The organism is Bacillus sp. JJ664, from assembly GCF_036962205.1.
In the GTDB taxonomy this organism is placed as follows: Bacteria; Bacillota; Bacilli; order Bacillales; family Bacillaceae_G; genus Gottfriedia.
This window is the reverse complement of sequence record NZ_JBALMS010000037.1, coordinates 32856-53557: the sequence shown is the minus strand read 5'-3', so window position 1 is coordinate 53557 and position 20702 is coordinate 32856. Positions and strand designations below refer to the sequence as shown.

At 32.9% G+C, this 20702-nt stretch carries 24 protein-coding genes; 17 read left to right on the top strand and 7 right to left on the bottom strand.

Annotated elements, in window-relative coordinates; translation table 11 throughout:
- The first annotated feature begins 169 nt into the window (after positions 1-169).
- Positions 170-1033, top strand: coding sequence for an AraC family transcriptional regulator (locus V7056_RS06470; protein ID WP_499700377.1), 864 nt, complete (start codon positions 170-172; stop codon positions 1031-1033).
- Between the two features lie 294 nt (positions 1034-1327).
- On the opposite strand, the gene V7056_RS06465 is transcribed toward V7056_RS06470, so the two are convergent.
- Together V7056_RS06465 and V7056_RS06460 are read right to left on the bottom strand one after the other, a co-directional pair.
- Complete coding sequence (locus V7056_RS06465; protein WP_499700375.1) at positions 1328-1504, bottom strand: hypothetical protein; 177 nt, start codon at positions 1502-1504, stop codon at positions 1328-1330.
- Positions 1505-1506: 2 nt separating this feature from the next.
- Positions 1507-2448 (bottom strand): Gfo/Idh/MocA family protein, encoded by a 942-nt coding sequence (locus V7056_RS06460; RefSeq protein ID WP_499700373.1) that lies wholly within the window; start codon positions 2446-2448, stop codon positions 1507-1509.
- Positions 2449-2658: 210 nt separating this feature from the next.
- On the opposite strand from V7056_RS06460, the gene V7056_RS06455 reads away from it, so the two are divergent.
- Positions 2659-2844: a hypothetical protein gene (locus V7056_RS06455; protein WP_499700371.1), complete on the top strand. Its 186-nt coding sequence runs from the start codon at positions 2659-2661 to the stop codon at positions 2842-2844.
- A gap of 12 nt (positions 2845-2856) precedes the next feature.
- On the opposite strand, the gene V7056_RS06450 is transcribed toward V7056_RS06455, so the two are convergent.
- The 3 genes from V7056_RS06450 to V7056_RS06440 all read right to left on the bottom strand — a co-directional run bounded on the left by V7056_RS06450 (position 2857) and on the right by V7056_RS06440 (position 5164).
- Positions 2857-3468, bottom strand: coding sequence for a DsbA family oxidoreductase (locus V7056_RS06450; RefSeq protein ID WP_499700369.1), 612 nt, complete (start codon positions 3466-3468; stop codon positions 2857-2859).
- Positions 3469-3590: 122 nt separating this feature from the next.
- Positions 3591-3968: a hypothetical protein gene (locus V7056_RS06445; RefSeq protein ID WP_499700367.1), complete on the bottom strand. Its 378-nt coding sequence runs from the start codon at positions 3966-3968 to the stop codon at positions 3591-3593.
- Positions 3969-4060: 92 nt separating this feature from the next.
- Positions 4061-5164, bottom strand: coding sequence for a BMP family lipoprotein (locus tag V7056_RS06440; protein WP_499700365.1), 1104 nt, complete (start codon positions 5162-5164; stop codon positions 4061-4063).
- A 142-nt stretch (positions 5165-5306) separates the two neighbouring features.
- Between V7056_RS06440 and rnz the strand changes: the two genes are divergently transcribed.
- The 6 genes from rnz (at position 5307) to cbpA (ending at position 9920) form a co-directional block, all read left to right on the top strand.
- Complete coding sequence (gene rnz / locus V7056_RS06435) at positions 5307-6230, top strand: ribonuclease Z (RefSeq protein ID WP_499700363.1); 924 nt, start codon at positions 5307-5309, stop codon at positions 6228-6230.
- A gap of 78 nt (positions 6231-6308) precedes the next feature.
- A complete protein-coding gene (locus V7056_RS06430) occupies positions 6309-7046 on the top strand; it encodes a polysaccharide deacetylase family protein (protein ID WP_499700361.1) in 738 nt (245 codons plus the stop codon).
- 370 nt (positions 7047-7416) lie between these two features.
- A complete protein-coding gene (locus tag V7056_RS06425; RefSeq protein WP_499700359.1) occupies positions 7417-7746 on the top strand; it encodes a lmo0954 family membrane protein in 330 nt (109 codons plus the stop codon).
- Positions 7747-7760: 14 nt separating this feature from the next.
- Entirely contained in the window at positions 7761-8402 is a 642-nt protein-coding gene (locus V7056_RS06420) for a PspA/IM30 family protein (protein WP_499700357.1), read from the top strand.
- Between the two features lie 149 nt (positions 8403-8551).
- On the top strand, positions 8552-8914 hold the full coding sequence (locus tag V7056_RS06415; RefSeq protein ID WP_499700355.1) for a group I truncated hemoglobin: 363 nt from the start codon (positions 8552-8554) through the stop codon (positions 8912-8914).
- Positions 8915-9263: 349 nt separating this feature from the next.
- Complete coding sequence (gene cbpA, locus V7056_RS06410) at positions 9264-9920, top strand: cyclic di-AMP binding protein CbpA (protein ID WP_499700353.1); 657 nt, start codon at positions 9264-9266, stop codon at positions 9918-9920.
- 89 nt (positions 9921-10009) lie between these two features.
- Here the strand turns inward: cbpA and V7056_RS06405 are convergent, their stop codons facing one another.
- Together V7056_RS06405 and proC are read right to left on the bottom strand one after the other, a co-directional pair.
- Entirely contained in the window at positions 10010-10273 is a 264-nt protein-coding gene (locus tag V7056_RS06405) for a hypothetical protein (protein WP_499700351.1), read from the bottom strand.
- A gap of 79 nt (positions 10274-10352) precedes the next feature.
- Positions 10353-11192, bottom strand: coding sequence for a pyrroline-5-carboxylate reductase (proC, locus tag V7056_RS06400; RefSeq protein ID WP_499700349.1), 840 nt, complete (start codon positions 11190-11192; stop codon positions 10353-10355).
- Between the two features lie 512 nt (positions 11193-11704).
- On the opposite strand from proC, the gene V7056_RS06395 reads away from it, so the two are divergent.
- From V7056_RS06395 to V7056_RS06355, 9 genes are all read left to right on the top strand, one after another.
- Positions 11705-12685 (top strand): MBL fold metallo-hydrolase, encoded by a 981-nt coding sequence (locus tag V7056_RS06395; protein ID WP_499700347.1) that lies wholly within the window; start codon positions 11705-11707, stop codon positions 12683-12685.
- Positions 12686-12696: 11 nt separating this feature from the next.
- Positions 12697-13485, top strand: coding sequence for an SDR family NAD(P)-dependent oxidoreductase (locus V7056_RS06390; RefSeq protein ID WP_499700345.1), 789 nt, complete (start codon positions 12697-12699; stop codon positions 13483-13485).
- 166 nt (positions 13486-13651) lie between these two features.
- On the top strand, positions 13652-14980 hold the full coding sequence (locus tag V7056_RS06385; protein WP_499700343.1) for an aspartate aminotransferase family protein: 1329 nt from the start codon (positions 13652-13654) through the stop codon (positions 14978-14980).
- A gap of 65 nt (positions 14981-15045) precedes the next feature.
- Positions 15046-15675, top strand: a complete 630-nt coding sequence (locus tag V7056_RS06380; RefSeq protein ID WP_499700381.1) for a CoA transferase subunit A — start codon at positions 15046-15048, stop codon at positions 15673-15675.
- Positions 15657-16337, top strand: coding sequence for a 3-oxoacid CoA-transferase subunit B (locus V7056_RS06375; RefSeq protein WP_499700379.1), 681 nt, complete (start codon positions 15657-15659; stop codon positions 16335-16337). Before V7056_RS06380 ends, V7056_RS06375 begins: the two co-directional genes overlap by 19 nt.
- Positions 16338-16577: 240 nt before the next feature.
- Complete coding sequence (locus V7056_RS06370; protein ID WP_499700341.1) at positions 16578-17057, top strand: PH domain-containing protein; 480 nt, start codon at positions 16578-16580, stop codon at positions 17055-17057.
- Entirely contained in the window at positions 17047-18468 is a 1422-nt protein-coding gene (locus tag V7056_RS06365) for a PH domain-containing protein (protein ID WP_499700339.1), read from the top strand. Before V7056_RS06370 ends, V7056_RS06365 begins: the two co-directional genes overlap by 11 nt.
- Positions 18469-18568: 100 nt before the next feature.
- Positions 18569-20005 (top strand): FAD-binding oxidoreductase, encoded by a 1437-nt coding sequence (locus tag V7056_RS06360; protein WP_499700337.1) that lies wholly within the window; start codon positions 18569-18571, stop codon positions 20003-20005.
- 3 nt (positions 20006-20008) lie between these two features.
- Positions 20009-20551, top strand: coding sequence for an MFS transporter (locus tag V7056_RS06355; RefSeq protein WP_499700335.1), 543 nt, complete (start codon positions 20009-20011; stop codon positions 20549-20551).
- Positions 20552-20702: the final 151 nt, after the last annotated feature.

Here is a 20702-nt window from a genome sequence, read left to right as displayed (position 1 = left end):
CCAACAAGATCTTGTTGGCTATTCATATGTAGGGATTCATTCAAGAAAAAGGAAGAAGCGATTTTTAGTAGAATAGAAAGAATTATTGAGAGACCTGTCAAATGAAAGCACAAAAAGACAGGATGACATGTAAATAAATTGATAGGATGTAGTTAAGGGAGTGAGTCATATGGCTTGGGTTGAATCATTACAAAAGGCGATTGATTTTATTGAAGAACATTTATTAGAGGATTTATCGATCGAAGACATATCAAGACAAGCGAATTCGTCTGTTTTTCATTTTCAACGGACATTTTCAATCTTGACTGATACGAATGTTGCAGAGTATATAAGACGAAGAAGAATGACATTAGCGGCAAAAGAACTAACAACAACTGATCATAAAATCATAGATATTGCCTTAAGGTATGGTTATGACTCTCCTGAAGCTTTTACAAAAGCATTTCGCAAACAACATGGTGTGACACCAAGTGAAGCAAGAAAGTTTATCGGCAATTTAAAATCGTATAACCGCCTCGTCATACAGGTGAGTTTGAAGGGAGCAGAACCAGTGCAATTTAACATTGTAGAAAAAGAACGTTTTCAAATTATCGGTGTAAAAAAAGAATTTTCATGTTTAAATGATCAGCAACAACAAGAAATTCCAAAATTATGGGATGAAGTAAATGCTAACGGTACAAGTGATCAATTATATGAGTTGAACAATGGTCAGATTAAAGGTGTATTAGGTGTTTGTACAATGAATCAAGACCAAAAAGAAAAAAATCTGCTTAATTATTGGGTTGCTACTGAATATGAGGGGAACGTACCTGAGCGTTTCCAACATCATGAAATACCAGCCTCAAAATGGGCTGTCTTTGCGGTAAACGGTCCAATGCCTCATGCGATGCAGAAAGCATGGAAACAAATTTTTTCTGAGTGGTTTCCAGGAAGTGGCTATGAACACGCAGGAATTCCAGAATTTGAAATGTATCCAGGCGGTAATCCGTTAAGTGATGATTACTATTCAGAAATCTGGATTCCAGTTAAATAAATAAATTGAAAATAGTGCAACCAATTTGGCTGCACTATTTTTTATTTGCAATTTTTTAGTAAGTATTCTACTTTCTTTGCTAAAAAAGGTTGAATGAGTGGATATGTTAGATTTTCAGGAATTTCATCAAAGTAGTCAATTTCACCTATTTCTAAATTAGGTAAGTTACCGATATGATTTACTTCGGCAAAGAATAACTGTCCAAATGTTTTTAGTTTGTTGAACACTCACAGAGTAAATACAAACGGATTCAATTCGAAATCTTATTGCCCCAGTTTCTTCACTTAATTCTCTTTAAGCTGCTTCAATGATTGATTCATGTTCTTCTCGTTTTCCACCAGGGATTTCCCAAGTCGATCTATTTTTATGTTTTACAAAAATCCATTTCTCATTATACCTTGCCATTATCACTGCGTATGACAAGTCACTTTCATCAATTTCATCTAATTCGTGAAAACTTACTTGTGTCATTTTTATCCTCTTAAAGCTTCTAAGACAACTTGTGCTTCATAGCCTTTAGCAAAGTCAATAATGACTGCTTCTTCGCCTTTAAGAGCTTTTACAATATTATGTATTAATGAATCATTCAAAGATTCATCTGTTTCAATCTTTTGGATAGGATCTCCGATTTTAGCACCTTCAACATCTGTCCAGTTCACTAAAGATAATGTACCTTCAGTTCCATACGCAGTGAATTTGATTTCTTCAATTCCTGCAATTTGACTTAGACCATTTATTAAAATTGGCGTTTTGTCACTTAATTCTAAATTTGCGATAATACCAATTTCTGAGGCATTTGGATTCTCTGGGTACTGAATATTTTTATGTATAACTTTCATATCTCCAAAAATCTTTTGAATTTGTTGTATATAATGTACGCCTACTTCAAGTACATATCCGCCTTGTTCTTTTGTTGCTACCCATTCATTTTGTTGCCATGGTCTAGGCCAGTTTGGAAAATGCATTTTTAATTCAATTCTTCTTAACTTCCCTACATATCCATCTTTAATAAGAGCAGCGAATGTTTTACTACCAGCGTTGTAGTTTAAAGGGAAATTCATCGCATGAAGAATTCCTTTTTCTTTCGCTTGATGATAAAGACTTAGTGCTTCTTCAATTGAGTTAGCTAAAGGCTTCTCACATAAAACATGTATTCCATTGTCAATCACGTCAGAAACGACAGAATGGTGATATTTTGGAGGAACAGTAACGTAAACTAAATCTAATTCAGTATTTGCAAGCATCTCTTTGTGATTGGTAAAAGTATGAACAGTCTCTAGTTGATTAGCAAATTCCTGTAGTCTTTCTTCGAGCGTATCACAAATCGCAACGATTTTTATTTCTGGATGTTTTAAAAATAAAGGGATTAATCGTTGACCGATTGCTCCAAGACCAATAATACCGACTTTAATCATATGTAAAAACACCTTTCAAAAATGGATTTATCTTCATTATAGTAAGAAAAATAAAATTATTAAAGGTGGGAGTTCTTTACAAAAAAAAGTGGTTCTCTTGAAGGTTATTTTAATTTCGTGACAAAAGTATCGGGAAATTCAGAAAAAACAAAAAGGATAGTTCTTAAGGAGGGCGAATATAAATAGTGAAAAAGTACTGGAGGTGTACAAATGGAATTAAAGCCTATCTATTATGATGGTAGTGGTCATGGCTATTTTATTTTTCCAGATTTATTAAAAAATCAATTATTGATGAGTGGTGAGACTAGAAAAAGTATAAGCGGAAATCCATACTTAATTGACTGGAACCAAGTGAGACAAACGTGCGAAGATATGAAAATAAAAAAAGAGGTGTAAGTATACACCTCTTTAGCAGTTCCCATCAATATCACAGCTTAATGAAGACTGTTCAGCTTGTTTTTGGTTATTTAAAGCTTGGATAAATGCTTCCTTACTTTGCACACCTTGTAAAACAGTGTCACCGATAATAAAAGAAGGTACTGCATTGATAAATGATGGATTTTGAATTGATTGATCATAAGATGTACTTGAAACAGCATCAATAAATAAATCGCGATCAAGTCCTAAATGTTCAGCTATATCAGCTAATACGTTTACATCCCCGATTTCCTTACCTTTTGTCCAAAATCCTGCTAATACAGCTTGTGCATATTCAGAACCTTTACCATTTTCATTTGCAAATAAGAAACCACGATGAGCTTTTTTAGTAGAAGGATGTGGATCCATTGATGGTAAGATCATTTCAACACCTAGTTTTTCAGCAAGTGGTTGAACACCAAACTTCCATCCTTGTTGAATATATGAGCTATTAGGACTTAGCGGCTCAGAGCCTTCAGGGCGTAATTGGAACGGCTTCCATTCCACCTCAACATTTTCAACTTCTTTTAATGCTTCTTCTAAAGGGTGTTTCCCTAAATAACAAAACGGACATACATAATCAGAATAAACTGTAACTTTCACTATATTAAACCTCCTAAATCTATTAATGAAAGTATAAACATATTTGTTTGAAAATCACAATTTATATGTATTTTGAATGCAAACTTTCAATAAACACAAAAAAGAAATAGTGTACAACGACTCTATTTCTTAATAATTGAATGGTCAATGGGATTACCATTTTTTGCTTCTATTTTGATTGAAGACTCTTCATATTCATCAAGAAAGGTATTCCGTCTTAATAGTAGTACGAAAAAGAGTAAAAATCCGCATAATGATGTAAAAATCATGCCTGTTAGTAGGCCACCTACAAACATAAAGGTGTTCATGGATGAAGTGATTGCAATCCAAGTCAAGATTGATATGATACCATCAGCTAAAACGAATGCTAGTGAACTAACTAAATAAGGTAAGAATTCACCGGTTTTTCTTGTTTTTGTAGAAACATAACGATAGCCAATTGGTACGGAAAGAAAAATGATGAAACAATAAAATAATAAGAAAAAATCATGTAATGTCATCGTATAACACCTAACCTTTATTTGCTGGTAATATACTATATGCACAATGACAAGATTTTTGGACAAAGAGTTTTGTTAACCTTAGTATTTTGTTACTTCATGATTTTAACTTTTTTCTTAGTTGCTTCTTTTTCCGGTTTAACTGGAGAAAATTTGTCAAATTCTTCTTTTGTAGTAGGAACGACAATTTTTCCAGATTTTATATTATCTGCATACAATGAAATTTGTTCTTTAATATCTTTATTTAAATTTTTTTTCTCATCTGATAATCGGACACTATGATCTTTTATGCTAAATCTTAAAATTCTTCCACCTTGGAAGTTACCTTTTAAGGTTTTTGTGATTACTTCGTCAATTGCTTTATCAACATCTTTTATTGCTGATGTAAGTGTAACATTCTCTGGTAAACCTTCTTTATATTGGTCGCGATCCACACCAATAACCCATACTTTTTTTCCACTTTTCTTCAACTTTTTCGCTTCTGAAAATACGCCCAAACCAGTTACGCCAGCTGCTTGATAGATAACATCTGCACCTGCAGAGTAAATAGTTGAAGCTAATTTCGTTCCTTGTTCAGGTTGATCAAATGCATTTGCATATTTTGATATAACCTTTATCTTCGGGTCGATCGATTTTACACCTGCTTTAAAACCGTACTCAAATTTTTCGATTAATTTCCCTTTAGACCCTCCAATAAAACCAACTTTCAAAGACTTTGTGGACATCGCTGCAACGATTCCTGCCAAAAAGGATGATTGCTCTTCATGAAATGTAATACTGACTACATTTGGCTTTTCAACAATAGCGTCTATTAATGCAAAATTATTTTTTTCGTCTTTACTGATTATTTTTTTAAGGGGTTCTTTAAATGGGTATCCGACAGCAAATATCAAATCATAGTCTTCTTTTGCAAATTTCTTTAAATGCTTTTGATAATCGTCCTCTGTCTTTGCATTTAAATACTGATAATGCTCCTTTTCCTTCCACCCGTTTTTTTTACCAGTTTTCTCAATAGCTTCCCAAACCGCCTGATTCAATGAATGGTCTTTTATACCAGTTTTATTTGTGACGATTCCAATCTTTAAATCCTTATTTTTATTCAACTCATTTACATTATTATTCTGATTACTACAGCCTACGAAGATCAGGCTTGCGATAATAGAACATGAAACTAGTTGGAAAAACTTTTTTCCCATCGGAATCCTCCATGAATTTATATTTAAAACTCTATTGTGTAAATTTCCCAATTTATGTATAAATCATTCTTTAAAGTATTGGCATTTTCAGGTAACAAATGGTACTGTAACTAGTAGAAATGATTTAGATGGAGGCATGATCGTGAAGCTTGTATTTTTAGGAACTGGAGCAGGAATGCCATCAAAAGGACGAAATGTAACGAGTATCGCATTACAACTTCTTGAAGAAAGAGGAACTACTTGGTTGTTCGATTGTGGGGAAGCTACTCAACATCAAATATTACATACTAATATTCGCCCGAGAAGAATTGAGAAAATATTTATTACTCATCTTCATGGTGATCATATTTTTGGGTTACCAGGATTATTAAGTAGCAGAACTTTTTTGGGTGGAGAAGATTTATTAACGATTTATGGACCAAAAGGAATTAAAGAATATGTAGAAACTAGCTTTAGAATAAGTGGAACATATTTAAAATATCCAATTCAGTATCACGAAATCAAAGAGGGAATCATTTTTGAGGATGATACATTTTTAGTAAACGCTATTGAGCTAGAGCATGGTGTTCAGTCATTTGGTTATCAAATAATTGAAAAGGATTTACCAGGAGAATTAAATGTTTCAGAATTAAAAAATCAGGGAGTAGGGCCGGGGCCAATTTATAAATTGCTAAAAGAAGGCAGAACGGTTTCCCTAGAAGATGGAAGAGTCCTTAATGGAAATGATTTCATTGGATCATCAAAAAAAGGAAGAAAAATTGCTATTGCAGGTGATACAAGAATGACCGAAAAAAGTCAGTTACTTGCAAGGGGAATGGATGTAGTTGTACATGAATCTACATTTGCTGATGAAGAAACGAAGCACGCATTCGACTATTTTCATAGTACAAGTACACAAGTAGCAACCGTTGCTAAAGAGGAACATATTCATACTTTGTTCTTAACACATATTAGCGCTAGATACCAAGGTGAATTATCAAATACACTATTAAATGAAGCACGTTCTATTTTTGAAAACACTTTTATAGCGAATGATTTTGATGAATTTGAAATTTCACGAGTTTAAATAAGGATTTATTAAACGCATAAAAGACCACTTTAGTGACATGATATAGTTATTATGTGTTAAGGGAAGGTCGGCGCTTTGAAACTGTTAAAAGTTATCCTTTTATTTTGTGTAATGATACTAAGTATTTCAAGTAATGTAAGTGCTGCAAGTAAAAATCGATATTATTATGAGAAGCAAGGTACAGCGATTTGGGAAGTGCCTGTTAAAGAAAAAGTGGTTGCCATTACTTTCGATGATGGCCCAAATGATTTATACACACCTCAAGTGCTAGATTTATTGAAAAAGTATAATGCAAAGGCAACATTTTTTTTAATTGGGGAGAGAGTTACTAGATATCCAGAGGTAGCACTTAGAGAAATTGAAGAAGGTCATGAAGTGGCTAATCATACATTTAGTCACGCTAGACTTCAATATTTATCTGATGAACAAATTAGAAATCAGCTTCAAAAAACACATGAAGCAATTATTAATGCTACACATGTGGAACCTGTTTTATTTAGACCACCATTTGGATATTACAGTGAACGTTCAATAAACGCAGTACATGAGCTTGGCTATTTAACAGTCATGTGGTCATGGCATCAAGATACATTTGATTGGTCAAATCCAGGCGTTTATAAAATCGTTTCGAATGTGTTAAAAGATACGCGAAAAGGGGATATCGTCTTATTTCATGATCATGGTGGGGATCGAACCCAAACGATTGACGCCCTAAAACAAATCTTACCTGCTTTACAAAAACAAGGATATCAATTTGTTACAGTATCACAATTGTTAGAATTAAAGGCAGGAGTCAAACTTCCAAAATTCTAATGTAAAACCAGTACTCTTTTAGATGATTCTAAAAGGTACTGGTTTTTTTTGTTTATTCTAAAGGTTCTGTTCTAAATGGTTGTTGCTCTTTGGATTAAAAACGACAAAGACAGAAGTTGTAATCAACTAACGCATACTTATAGCAACCATGTTTACGAAATCAGCCAATCTAAAAGGAAGATAATTACTAGTAGGCTTTACATTATAAAAGGTGAAAAAAGTTGAAATGAGCTGAGAAAATGCCTATTTATAAGCAAAAACCAACTCTTCTACTTCTTAAGTCTGATATAAAACCATTCCTCAGGCCATTATTCATACGTAAAAACTTGTATAAGATAAGAGTATAAGTTGAAAGGAGGCGAACGAGGGAATGAAAAAATTTTTAATGTTTATCCTCGTACTAATATTAATTAGTGTTGCTTTAGCGAATTTAGGTGGATTAATTGCATTAGGACTTGGGTTACTGATTACGTATTACAGTTTTAAAAAGTTTATGAAAACAGATTCAATCTTTATGAAAATAGTTTGGGTGATTATTGGTTTAATCGGATTATCGATCGCAATTAGTGGTCTTCCTTCATTAATAGGAGTAGCAGCAGCTGTTTTGCTTTATTACCTATATAAGGACTATAAAAACCAAAAAAACTTAAAAGATGATGAATACAAAATTTATGATGAAAATTTCAAACCATTAAACTAAGAGGAGTGTTGAACATGAAAAACTTATTTACTCGTATTAAAGACCAAATATCTGCAGATTTACACGGAATTTTAGATGAAAAGGAACATAAAAATCCAATTTCTCAATTAAATTATTTCATCAAACAATCAGAAAATGAATTAAGTAAAGTAAGAGGTTTACTAGAAAGACATTATTCATTACGTACGAAGTTCCAAGTAGAACGTGAAGGTGCGCTTCAAATGGTAACAAAGCGTGAAGAACAATTACAAGTTGCAACTGAAGCTGGTGTTGAAGATTTAACTAAGCGTGCTAATGAAGACTTAGCTTTTTATAAAGAGCAGGCAGATAAATTTGCTGCACTAATTACGAAAACAGAAGAAGAGATTAACTTTATGCATGAGCAAGTTGATCAAATTGAAAAAAAGTTAAAAGAGCTTCATACGAAAAAGTTTGATTTAATGTCGCGTCAAAATATGGCACATGCAACAAAGAAAATCAATGAAACTCATCATTTACTAAATAGTAAAATGCCTTCAATTGATTTCAATTATTTTGAAAAGCAAATTCGTGATTTAGAGCTTCGAGTTCGTTCAGAATTTGACCTTCAGACATTTGATTATAAAATTGAACAATTAAAGAAAGATTTAAAAAGTACCTTTAAACAGGAAGCTTAATGACATATTTAAAAAGAAGAGAGTAAATCTCTTCTTTTTTTCTTCTCTTTTTAATCCTAATTTGTATTTTTTAGAATGTAAGAATCATTGAATAGTCAATTACAAACTGGGAAAAATAACTCTATCTTAGAATGTTAGGAATGATTTTAATGGAACAGACACTTTATGAAAAATTTGGTCAAGAGGACGCTATTTCGAAAGTAGTAGATTATTTTTACTCTGAATTAGTACTAAAAGACGAAACTGTAAATCATTTTTTTGAGCATACAGATATGGAAAAACAACGAAAGCATCAAGCAAAATTTTTAAGCTTTGCACTAGGTGGCCCTAATCAATATTCGGGGAAATCTATGGCCAAGGCACATGAGGGAATGAATATCCAACCTGAGCATTTTGATGCAATCGCAAAACATTTACATGATGCATTAGCACACTTTGGAGTAAGTGAAAGTGATATCGACCAGGCTTTAACGAAAGTTGCCTCATTGAAAGACGACATCTTATATAAATAGTCAAAACAGAGAAAGAATCACTTTTTATAAGTGATTTTTTTATTAGTTTTAGAAAGTCATAGAAAAGTCAATTCTTTAGAGGAATGGAGAATAATTAACGTGATAAAATAACAGAAATAGTCTTTTCATGGAATAATATCCTTATTAAGTCAATATAATGAACATGTTGTGTGCTCTAATGTCTTTCTAATAAAAAATTACAGACTTGTATCAGAAGATAGAGGTACTTTGACAGAAAGAGCGAATGTATTAATTGAACAAGGATTTCATTTGACTTGAGGTGAATATTACTTTTTTGTCTATGAAAATTCTTTGTAAAAATTTAAAACAAAACAATATGAGAAAGTAAATGAACGAAAGTAGGGATAAAGTGAGAATTAAAGGTAATATCGTAAAAAAACATGAAGTTGTACATTGTATGGTGTCAACAGAGGCACAATTTGCGTGGGAACTACTAAAGAAATCAAATTATCGTTGTATTCCAGTATTAAGTGAAAATGATAAGCAATATGTTGGTAACCTATATAAAGTAGATTTAGCTGAGTATTTAGTAGAAAATGACTCATTAAATGGAAAAACGGTAAATGATTTTGTGCGAAAAGAATGTGATCCGATTTCTGAGGATTCACCCTTCTTTAAAGTATTCTTTACGATTAAAAGATTTCCATATTTAGCAGTAGTAAATGATTTGAACGAGTTTGTAGGAATCTTAACACACAAAACAGTATTTGAACTGTTAGAGGAAGCTTGGGGTTTAAAAGATGGCGGTTACTCATTAACTGTTAGTACGATGGAGCATGTTGGTGCTTTATCTAGATTAGCAAATATCGTAAACAAATATGCAAATGTAAAAAGCTGTATTACTTTAGATAGTGATTCAGTTTATAGAAGAATTTTAATTACAATCCCTCCAACAATTAGTGAAGAACATTATAAAAAGTTAAAAGAAGCAATCTTGAAAAAAGAATTTCATATTATTCATGAAGAAGTTTCCGTTAAGAGTTAAAATATATGATTTGAATGGAGCAAGGTATTTATTACCTTGCTTTTTTTATTTTGGATAAAATTTGATTAGTTAATAAGAAATGACCACATTTAGTGGTCATTTTTATCTAGCAATGAATTAATAGTTTGGTTGATTGAATCTACTGTAGTAAGGAAGTCCTTTTTGATTAACAGGAGAGTTGTGTCAAATTGAGAATAGGATTTGGAGTTGGTTTTTGGTTCAACCATCGAATTCCCAACAATATAACTAATTGTGATAAATCCTACTAGAATGATGAGTGTAATGATTAAAGCTATTGTGATGAGAATCCGTTTAATACTAGCTCGTAAAATCTCGTTGCTTGTTAATTTCATAATTAAACTCTCCTCCTTAGGACAACGTACAGTTACCTGTATCATTGTATTACCTAAAGAGCAGAGTCATGACAAGCTTTTAAATTTTTAATATTTTTTCATATTCCTCTTGTATTTCTCTAGAACGAACGGTTGCTTCAATAAAACAGTTTAAAAATGATGAAGCGACTTCGCGATCTTCTAGCACGGAGATACCTGCTTCAGTTGTTCCGTTTGGACTAGTAACTTTTTTCCTTAATGTCAGTGGAGATTTATTTGTTTCTTGTAGCATTGAAATTGAACCAATTAATGTTTGCTGAATAAATGGTTTTGCAATATCACGGTGTATACCAAGTGACATCGCTGCTCTTTCAAATTGTTCGACCACATAATATATATAAGCAGGTCCACTACCAAATAGTCCTGTCATTGCGTGTAATTCGTTTTCTTCAACTCTCGCCACAATTCCTACACGTTCGAATAATCTTTTTGCAATCTGTGCTTTTTCAAATGGCAATTCATCACTATATGAAATAGCAGTAGCTGATTTTCGAACCAAAGAAGATGTTGTAGGCATGGCTCTTACAATGTTTATTGATTCTTTTCCTAATAATTGTCTGATTGTATTAATAGAGACACCTGCAACTAATGAAATGATAAGTTGTTTCTCATTGATTAAATCTTTACATTGTTCAAGTGCTGCTCCAACATCCTTTGGCTTCATAGCTAAAAACACGACACTTGCACCTGTAATCGCAAGCTGTCTGTTTGAAGTTGCTAATACACCATACTTGTTATGTAAACTATCAAGACGTTCAAGGTCCTCTTTATTTGTAATGGCAATTTGATCACTTTCAAGATAGCCACTCTCTAGCAGTCCAACTATTAATGCTTCTGCAATACTACCTGCACCGATAAACGCAATTTTTCCAAGAAACATTACATTTCACCTCACCTATATTGTAATAGATATTTATATTAGAGAAATGATTTGTATATTCCTTGTTGACATCGTCTAAAAAAATAATTTTATTAGTTTTTTAGGCGATGTTAATGTTTTTTAATGATAAATTAATTAAATATTTATTTTAACAGCTGTTTATATTGGGAAATGTTTACTTTTGAAAAATAACAATCTATAAAAAAGTAAATCAGAATTGATAGTAAACTGATAGGGAAGAATCGGGACAGGTGAGACGATACTGGTGTATATACCTAATGCGATGCTCTCCACACGTCCAAAATGGTGTAGTGCAAAAACACAAACTTCTTTCATAAAGCTTATTTTTAAGGAGAAAGACAATATTAATTTTTTGAAAGATGATTTATTATTTCAGATAAGTTGATTAAAATGGAGTATAGTTTATAGTTAAATTAGTAAATTATTTGTTTGTCATTCATCTTTTATATATTAGAATATATTTTATATAGATTCACATAAGGAGGCATTACATGATTCCTACTAATAAAATCCACAGTATTACTCTTCCGGTTCCGTATGCGATGAAAACAGTAAATGTTTTTTTAGTAGAAGGTGATTTATTAACATTAATTGATACAGGAACAAATACAGCGGAAACTTTAGAAGCGTTAAAAAGTGGTGTAAAGTCAATTGGCTTTGATTTAAGCGATATTGAACAAGTCATCTTAACGCATCATCATCCGGATCATTCTGGACTTCTTGAAGTATTTAATGAGGATGTAAAGATTTTAGGGCATGAACGAAATAAACCATATCTAACACAAGAACAATCTTTTTTAGACTATTACAATGAATATTTCATTGAAAATGCAAAAAGATATGGTGTTCCAAGTCAATTTGTTCAAAAAATGCCTCGTTCTATTAAAAAAATCCCGTACTCATGCAAACGTTCATTAACTGATGTAATTAGTGAAGGCGATCAGATAGAAAGCTTATTTAATGTAAAAGTACTTTATACACCTGGCCATGCAACTTCACATATTGCTCTATATAGTGAAGATGATGGAATTGCTTTCGGTGGCGATTTACTTTTAGATAAGGTGTCGTCAAATCCATTACTTGAACCACCTTTAGATGGTGAGTTGGAACGTCCAAAACCATTAATTCAGTATAATCAATCTTTACAAAGAATAGCTGAGTTACCGATTACGAAATTATATACAGGACATGGCGATCCAGTTACTGATGTAAAAGGTTTAGTCGAAATTAGATTAGAAAAACAAAGAGCTAGAGCAGAAAAAGTATTAGAAATGATCAAGAAGCAACCATTAACTGCATTTGAAGTATGTCAGATGTTATTTCCAAAAATTTATGAAAAACAACTATCACTTACTTTATCAGAAACTATTGGTCAACTAGATTATTTAGAGAATCTTGGTTTTATTCGTTTAGATGAAAGAAATGATGGTATACTTGTTTATAAAGCGAATGAGCATTCAGTCAGTAATTGAGGTGGAAATGTTTGAGGTTAAGGAACCAAACAATCGTTATTACAGGAGCTTCTAGTGGTCTAGGTAAAGACTTAGCATTTTCTGCAGCAAAAGAAGGTGCAAATGTAGTTCTGATTGCGAGAAGAGAAGAGGAACTGAAAAATCTAAAGACAAAGCTAGAAGAAATGTATCCTGTAAAAAGTCATTATTTTGTAGTAGATGTGACAGATGAAAATTTAGTATATGATGCATTCCATCAAATTGAAGAGCAATTTGACGGAATAGATGTTTTAATAAATAATGCCGGATATGGTCTTTTTCAAACTGTAGAACAGATGTCACTCCTAGACATGAAGCAAATGTTTGAAGTGAATGTTTTTGGCGTAATGTGCTGTTCTAAGTTGGCACTTTCTTCTATGAAGCTGAAAGGTAAAGGACATATTATCAATATAGCATCTTTAGCAGGTAAAGTAGCTACATCTAAAGCAGCTGCTTATGCTGGATCGAAACATGCTGTACTTGGTTTTAGTAATGCTTTGCGCCAGGAAGTTGAAAAAGATGGGATATTCATCACTAATGTAAATCCTGGACCAATGGACACACCATTTTTTGATATCGCAGACGAATCAGGTACTTATGCAAAATCTGTTCGGAAAATGATGCTTGATCCTGAAAAAGTTGCTTCAAAGGTGATCTCCTTAATTGGTCAAGATATACACGATGTTGATCTACCTTCTTGGATGGGTTTCGGTGCTAAAATTTACTCACTATTCCCGAAAATGAGCCACCGGGTCATGATGAAGTTTGGGAATAAAAAATAAAATGATATATGATTCACGTAGCTTAGAGACTAGTCTCTGAGCTATTTTTTTTTGCTTCGTTTCATAATGATTGCTCTGCACACCTATTTTCTTTTTATCTAGTCTAACTTTTTACGCGCTGAACTATATATAGTAATAAGCATGAATTGAAAGTTGGTGAGGTAGTGTGGCTAAGCGAGAATACTTAATCAAACCTCTAGTAGGAGAAATCTATCCAACAATTGATCGAGGAGAATCAATCTACTTATGGGACAAGCAAGGAAAAAAATATATTGATGGGTCATCAGGTGCTGTGGCTGCAAGTATTGGGCATGGTGTGAAAGAAGTCATTGATGAAATGGTTGGCCAAGCAAATAAGGTGGCATTTGTATATAGGTCACAGTTTACTAGTGATGCAGCTGAAAACCTAGCAAAAAAGATAAGTGAGCTTACCCCAGGTGATTTGAACTGGAGTTTTTTTGTGAACAGTGGAACAGAAGCAACAGAAACAGCTATGAAAATGGCAATTCAGCATTTTCAAGAAAGAGGTATTTATACAAAAACGAAAATCATTTCAAGGATGATGAGCTACCACGGTATTACGATTGGTGCTTTATCTATGTCAGGTCACCCACTTAGAAGAAAACGGTTTACTAGTTTACTTGAGGATTATCCAATGGTTGAGGCGCCCTATTGTAAACGGTGTCCATTTGGTTTAGAAAACGGTAGATGTGAACTATTATGTGCGACTTCGCTTGAACGGACAATTCAAAAATTAGGAGCAGAAAACGTAGCTGCATTTATCGCAGAACCAATTGTTGGTGCAGCAGGTGCAGCTTTAACTCCTCCCAATGGCTATTATGAAAAAATTAGAGAAATATGTACAAAACATGATGTCTTGTTTATTGCAGACGAAGTAATGACTGGAATTGGTAGAACAGGAGAAATGTTTGGTATTCATCATTGGAATTGTGTTCCTGATATTTTAGTGCTTGGAAAAGGTTTAGCTGCAGGATACACGCCTATTGCTGCTGCGGTTGCTAGTGATCGTGTAATGCAACCAATTATTGAAGGCAGTCGACTTGTCATGAGTGGTCATACATTTAGCGCGAATCCTCTTTCTGCGAGTGTGGCATTGGCAGTCTTACATTATGTTAAAAAACATAATCTAGTCCAAAATTCTAAAAAACAAGGTAAGAAAATAATGAAAACATTAAAAGAATGGAAAAAGCAATTTCCATTCATATTTGATGTGCGTGGTGAAGGATTACTAATTGGAATTGAACTCGATGAAAATGTATTTGAGAAACATAGTTTAACAACCCACGTTATTGAGATTGCTAGAAATAAAGGACTTTTACTTTATCCGGCTGTAAGTGGACCGAATGGGCGATTGGAAAATAGTTTTTTACTTTCGCCTCCACTTGTGATCACAGAGCATCAAGTTGATGAATTATTAAATGCTTTAAAAGAAGTATTTCATGAACTATCTCAGGATGTGAAAGGGGTCATGTAATGCAAATCAATACATTTGGGAAAATAATTGGTATTGAGGAAGCTCTGTCATTCTTTCAAGATGATATGGTACTAATGTTTGGCGGCTTTGGGGGAATCGGTAATCCTCCTACATTGATAAAAGGCATTTTAGAAAAAGGGGTCAAAAACTTAACTTTAATAGGAAATGATACAGGTTTTCCAAATGTAGGTATTGGACAATTAGTAACAGCCAAAAGAGTCAGAAAGATGATTACAACGCATATTGGATCAAACCCGAACGCTGGTCAACAAATGACAGATGGTACATTAGATATTGAATTTAGTCCTCAAGGTACTTTTATAGAACGAGTAAGAGCGGGTGGTGTAGGATTGGGTGGTGTACTAGTCGATATTGGAATTGATAGTGTAATAGATATCAATAAACAAAGAGTTACTGTATTAGGTAAAGAATACTTAGTAGAAACACCTTTAACTGCTGATGTTTCAATTGTTTATGCAAAAAAAGCTGATCCTTTTGGTAATTTAGTTTTTGACAAAAGTGCACGTAATTCGAACCCATATGTAGCAATGGCTGGGAATATTACGATTGTAGAAGTGGATGAAATCGTTCCTTTAGGTGCACTAGATCCAGAAGAAATCATCGTCCCAGGCGCATTTGTTCATTATATAGTTCAATCGGAAGGAGTGGATTGGAAGTGGGTCTGGGAAAAATAACTGCCCGTGAAGTCATGGCCAAACGAGCAGCACAAGAAGTAAAGAATGGTATGATTGTAAACCTTGGTATTGGTATTCCTTCACTGATTCCGAATTATTTAGCAAAAGATACATCTGTTATGTTTCACGCTGAAAACGGTGTGTTAGGGATGGGTCCGACTCCTAGGAAGGGGGAGGAAGATGAAAATCTATGCAATGCAGCAGGTTTACCTGTCACGCTAATACCTGGTTCAAGTTATTTCGATAGCAGTATTGCTTTTGCCATCATTCGTAGAGGTTTATTAGATTTAACTGTGCTTGGTGCATTAGAAGTAAGCCAAAATGGAGACTTAGCCAACTGGATTGTTCCAGGTAAAAGAGTACCAGGCATCGGAGGGGCGATGGACCTAGCACAAAAGTCGAAAAAAGTGATCGTTCTTATGAATCATACAAATAAAAATGGCGAACCCAAAATTGTTTCAAAATGTAGTTTACCTTTAACCTCGCCTAAATGTGTTGACTTAATTATTACAGAAATGGCTGTAATTGAGGTTAAAAAAGATAGTGGTGAATTGTGGCTAAATGAAGTAATGGCACCTTATTCAATACGTGATGTAATAGAAAAGACAGGTGCACCACTTTTTGTAAATCAAAATATTATCGTTCACAATTGGGAGGAATAAATTCACGTGGGAGCTTTTTGACTGGTGAGATCCTTCAGTTGTTGTTGGCTAAAGAGGCTCATCACATGAGCCCCTTATCAATAACTTGTTGTGGAATTTCATCAACTTTTGTCAGTACTTTTTTAACAAATTTTCTAAACATTTTATTATGATTTGTCGATAAATAGGAGGTTTGTGAAAAGCTTGTCTCATGTTATTATATATAAGTGAGATATTAATGAGATAGAAAAAGGTGATTAAATGAGAGCAGATCCATCTCAAAGACCATCACCGAAAATGAGGTCTGTTTGGAGAATTATTTCATTATTAAGTAGTATTTCTCTACTGGCGCTACCAATCATTTATTATTTTCTGATCAGATACTTTTCATTTCCTTCATTTGTTTTGATGATACTTACTAGTATTGTATTGGCGGCTATTTTATTTTTAACTTTATTTTTACCGTCTTTAAAAATGAAATATACAGCTTATGAGATATACGAAAATGAGCTGGAAATTCAAAAAGGTATGTTCATCATAAAACGAATTATTATTCCAATGGTTAGGGTACAACATGTTACGACTGAAGTAGGTCCTTTACTTCGCAGATATGGATTATCTACTGTAAATATTTCCACGGCAGCTACCACTCATGAAATTGAAGGTTTAGAACACCATGTTGCTGAGAAGCTAAGAGATAAAATCGTTTACTTAGCAAGGATCAGTGATGATGATGTATGAGCCAAAGCGACAACATCCAGCATATATTTTATCAGTTTTAATAGAACAAGTTAGAAATATTATTATTCCAATCATTATTTTATTTGTTTCGGGTGATAAAGGATCTATTTTTCAATATTTGTTCGCAATTGTTTTGGTTGTTTTCCCTGTTGTTTCAGCAATTATTAAATGGTATAGATTTACTTATTATGTAACTGAAGATGGATTTAGGATTCGTTCTGGATTATTTGTGATTGAAAACACTTTTATTCAAAAGGAGCGGATTCAGTCTGTTGCCATTAATGCTGGTTTTATTCAACAGCTTTTTCATGTAGTTAGTGTACGAATTGAAACTGCTGGAGGAAAGAAAGCAGAAGGAGTACTGAATGCAATACCAAAGGATGAGGCACTTGCACTCAGAAATGAAATATTACAATTTAAAAAGAAAAAAATAGATGAAGTTCAGACCACAGAAAAAAGTAAACCGGTTGATGAGTCTTCAGTTGATTTTACAGCGAAAGTTGATTTTAAAAAACTTATTTTGGCAGGAATTACGTCATTTGAGGTAGGAATTGCGTTTGCAGTTTTAGCTTCTTTATTTTCACAAATAGAGGACTTGCTACCAAACAGTGTTTATGAGGCAATTTATAATCAAATTCAATCTTTTACATATATGATGTTTTTCATCCTATTTATAGGTTGTTTATTACTTTCTTTGTTATTTACTACGCTAAGATATGTCTTAAAATTTGCTAACTTTACTGTTCATAGAAAAGAAACTCAATTAATGATTACAAGAGGTCTTTTTGAGAAAAATGAATTTAACGTTTCTATCAAGAGAATTCAAGGTGTAGTCGTTGAGGAAGGCATTTTTAGACAATTATTTGGTTATGCAACAATTTATGTAGAAGCAGTTGGAATGGGTGATTCCCAGGAGAATGGACGACATGTGTTACATCCATTTATTAAGATGAAACATGTACCAGAATTTTTAACTAATTTTATTCCTTCTATTTCTTACGATAGCATTTTTCAACGAGCTCCAAAAAGAGCAAGAAAAAGTTACTATTCTTGGAGTATTCTCATTTTCCTTATTGTTGCATTGGCAATCGTCTTACTTCCTTTTGTACAATTTTGGGCACTAGGGCTTGTCTTAATAGGTGTATTTATTGGAGAAATTAGATATCGATATGCTGGTTATACTTTATTGGATCGAACAGTTATATTACAGTCTGGATTTTTCTCAAGAACAACAGCAATTATACCGAGGGAAAGAATTCAAGTATTAATTGGGAAACAAAGCTTGCTTCAGAAACGTGCAAAGCTAAAGTCAATTTATATTACGATTCTTTCTAGTCAATATGGTCGTACATATAAAGTTAAGCATTTAGATGAAAAAGATGTGAATCGAATGATTGGTTGGTTTAGTTAAAAACATTTTAATGTACAAAAAAAGACGTGCATACATTTTGTAACACGTCTTTTTTACTGCGTTTTTATTTCATCATGTTCTTTAAGGGGAGAAATTCGTTTTGTGGAAAAAAATATCATTTGGTTTCATTCTGATCACAGTATTTGTCATCGTGTTTTATACATTGTGGAATAAACCAATTACGCTAAAAGATGGAATGATTGATGATGTAGCTCATTTGCTTCCGACTAAAATTGATCGAATTGTGAAAGGGAAGGAAGTAGAGCAACTAAGGAAAATTGTTCTTGATGCAAATAGTCAACATAAAACAGTTTCAATTGCTGGGGAGCGCCATAGTCAAGGTGGACATACTTACTACAAAGATGGCGTCGTAATCGATATGAAAACATTTAATAAAGTGAAAAAAGTTGACCCAATCAATAAAACAGTAGTTGTACAAAGTGGCGCAACTTGGGGAGACATTCAAGAAGCAATTAATCCTTATAACCTGGCACTAAAGGTAACGCAGTCACAAGAAATATTTTCAGTTGGAGGCTCATTAAGTGTAAATGCTCATGGTCGTGATCTTCGAAATCATTCATTAGCTAGTACAGTTAATTGGTTTACATTACTTCAAGCAGATGGAAACATCATAAAAGTTAGTCGGACAGAAAATAGTGAATTATTTTCCTATGTTTTAGGTGGTTATGGTTTATTTGGGATTATTCTTGAAGTAGAGCTTCAGCTTACTGATAATGAACTGTATAAAATAGAGACAAGTACAATGAAATATGATGAGTATCCTTCGTATTTTACAAGTGAAGTATTAGGAAATAAGGATGCTAAAATGCATATCGGGCGAATTTCAGTTGCACCTGATAGTTTTTTTGATAAAGTATATTCAATTAACTATATGGATACTTCTCGTAAAATGACTAAGTCAGATCAAGAATTAAAAGAAGATAAATCGGCATTTTTTCCGAAGCTTGCTTTAGGAATGTCTCGAGGATCTGATCAAGGAAAAAATATTTTTTGGGATATTCAATATTATTTTATTGATGCATTAGACGGAAACTTTGAAACTCGTAATAATGTCATGCGTTCAGAAAGTAAGTTTATGGAGTTTGAAGATCGACAAGATACTCAAGTTCTTCAAGAGTTTTTTGTGCCTGTAGATGAGTTTATTCCTTATATAGATTATGTAAGAGAGTATTTGAAATCCGAAGATTTAAATGTACTTAATATTACAATTCGATATGTAGAAAAAGATGATGAAACAGTCATGAACTATGCTAAAGATGACATGTTTGCTTTTGTTGTACTCATTCAACATGGAAGAGATCAAAGGTCTATTCAACATGCGAAAGAAGTAGTACGAAAATGGACTGATATTACGATCCAACATGACGGATCTTATTACTTACCTTACTATCCATACCAATCAAAGCAGCAAATGAAATTAGCTTATCCAAGAACAAATGAGTTTTTCGAAAAGAAAAGAGAATTCGACCAAAATGGTGTTTTTTTGAATACTTTTTACAAAAATTATGGAGAGTAGGATATGAACAAAATAGTAGTCGCAATTTTAAGTGTGGTTGGATTTAGTAGTTCTTTAGTATTTCCATATTATGTTCTCTTTTTAAGAAATATTGGGGACAGTTATGATGTGTTTAGTTTATTGTATGGGCTTTTTTCATTAAGCTTAAGTATTGTTGTCTACTTTGGTGGTAAATTTTTTGAACGATTTTCTCCATATTTACTGATGATGCTTCATTCATTTTTCTGTAGTTATTTATTTTTTTCATTGCATACGATCGAAAATATTAAAATCGTGTATATAGGGCAGGTTTTATTCGGTGGATTTACGGCCCTTTTTAAGCTTGCAGAGAAAAGATTGTTTATGAATGCAACTTCTGAATTTTATCGTAGTTATTTATTTTGGACGTCTTTTGTCACTGCACTTTGTATTATTGGAGTAGGCGTACTATTTGATTCAATTGATATTCGCTTTATGTTTAATCTAGCAGCATTGTTGTTTTTAATAAGTGGATTTGGTCTTGGGGCTAAATTTATTCTAAGAAGTAAAAAAGATGAACAGAATTGAACTTGTTTACCTAAATTGATCTTGTAATTGACAGTATATACACAACAATGTTTTGTTGCTTTTATTATCGTATTCTTTAATAGTTTCTAATTAGGTTGGTTTGTCAGTACTATTTACATCCTTTAATATGTCTGTGTTTATATGAATGATT

Coding starts and splice junctions, on each gene's coding strand:
- V7056_RS06470 (WP_499700377.1), top strand. CDS start 170: ATGGCTTGGGTTGAATCATTACAAAAGGCGATTGATTTTATTGAAGAA.
- V7056_RS06465 (WP_499700375.1), bottom strand. CDS start 1,504: ATGACACAAGTAAGTTTTCACGAATTAGATGAAATTGATGAAAGTGAC.
- V7056_RS06460 (WP_499700373.1), bottom strand. CDS start 2,448: ATGATTAAAGTCGGTATTATTGGTCTTGGAGCAATCGGTCAACGATTA.
- V7056_RS06455 (WP_499700371.1), top strand. CDS start 2,659: ATGGAATTAAAGCCTATCTATTATGATGGTAGTGGTCATGGCTATTTT.
- V7056_RS06445 (WP_499700367.1), bottom strand. CDS start 3,968: ATGACATTACATGATTTTTTCTTATTATTTTATTGTTTCATCATTTTT.
- V7056_RS06440 (WP_499700365.1), bottom strand. CDS start 5,164: ATGGGAAAAAAGTTTTTCCAACTAGTTTCATGTTCTATTATCGCAAGC.
- V7056_RS06425 (WP_499700359.1), top strand. CDS start 7,417: ATGAAAAAATTTTTAATGTTTATCCTCGTACTAATATTAATTAGTGTT.
- V7056_RS06420 (WP_499700357.1), top strand. CDS start 7,761: ATGAAAAACTTATTTACTCGTATTAAAGACCAAATATCTGCAGATTTA.
- V7056_RS06415 (WP_499700355.1), top strand. CDS start 8,552: ATGGAACAGACACTTTATGAAAAATTTGGTCAAGAGGACGCTATTTCG.
- cbpA (WP_499700353.1), top strand. CDS start 9,264: ATGAACGAAAGTAGGGATAAAGTGAGAATTAAAGGTAATATCGTAAAA.
- V7056_RS06405 (WP_499700351.1), bottom strand. CDS start 10,273: ATGAAATTAACAAGCAACGAGATTTTACGAGCTAGTATTAAACGGATT.
- proC (WP_499700349.1), bottom strand. CDS start 11,192: ATGTTTCTTGGAAAAATTGCGTTTATCGGTGCAGGTAGTATTGCAGAA.
- V7056_RS06395 (WP_499700347.1), top strand. CDS start 11,705: ATGATTCCTACTAATAAAATCCACAGTATTACTCTTCCGGTTCCGTAT.
- V7056_RS06380 (WP_499700381.1), top strand. CDS start 15,046: ATGGTACTAATGTTTGGCGGCTTTGGGGGAATCGGTAATCCTCCTACA.
- V7056_RS06370 (WP_499700341.1), top strand. CDS start 16,578: ATGAGAGCAGATCCATCTCAAAGACCATCACCGAAAATGAGGTCTGTT.
- V7056_RS06365 (WP_499700339.1), top strand. CDS start 17,047: ATGATGTATGAGCCAAAGCGACAACATCCAGCATATATTTTATCAGTT.
- V7056_RS06355 (WP_499700335.1), top strand. CDS start 20,009: ATGAACAAAATAGTAGTCGCAATTTTAAGTGTGGTTGGATTTAGTAGT.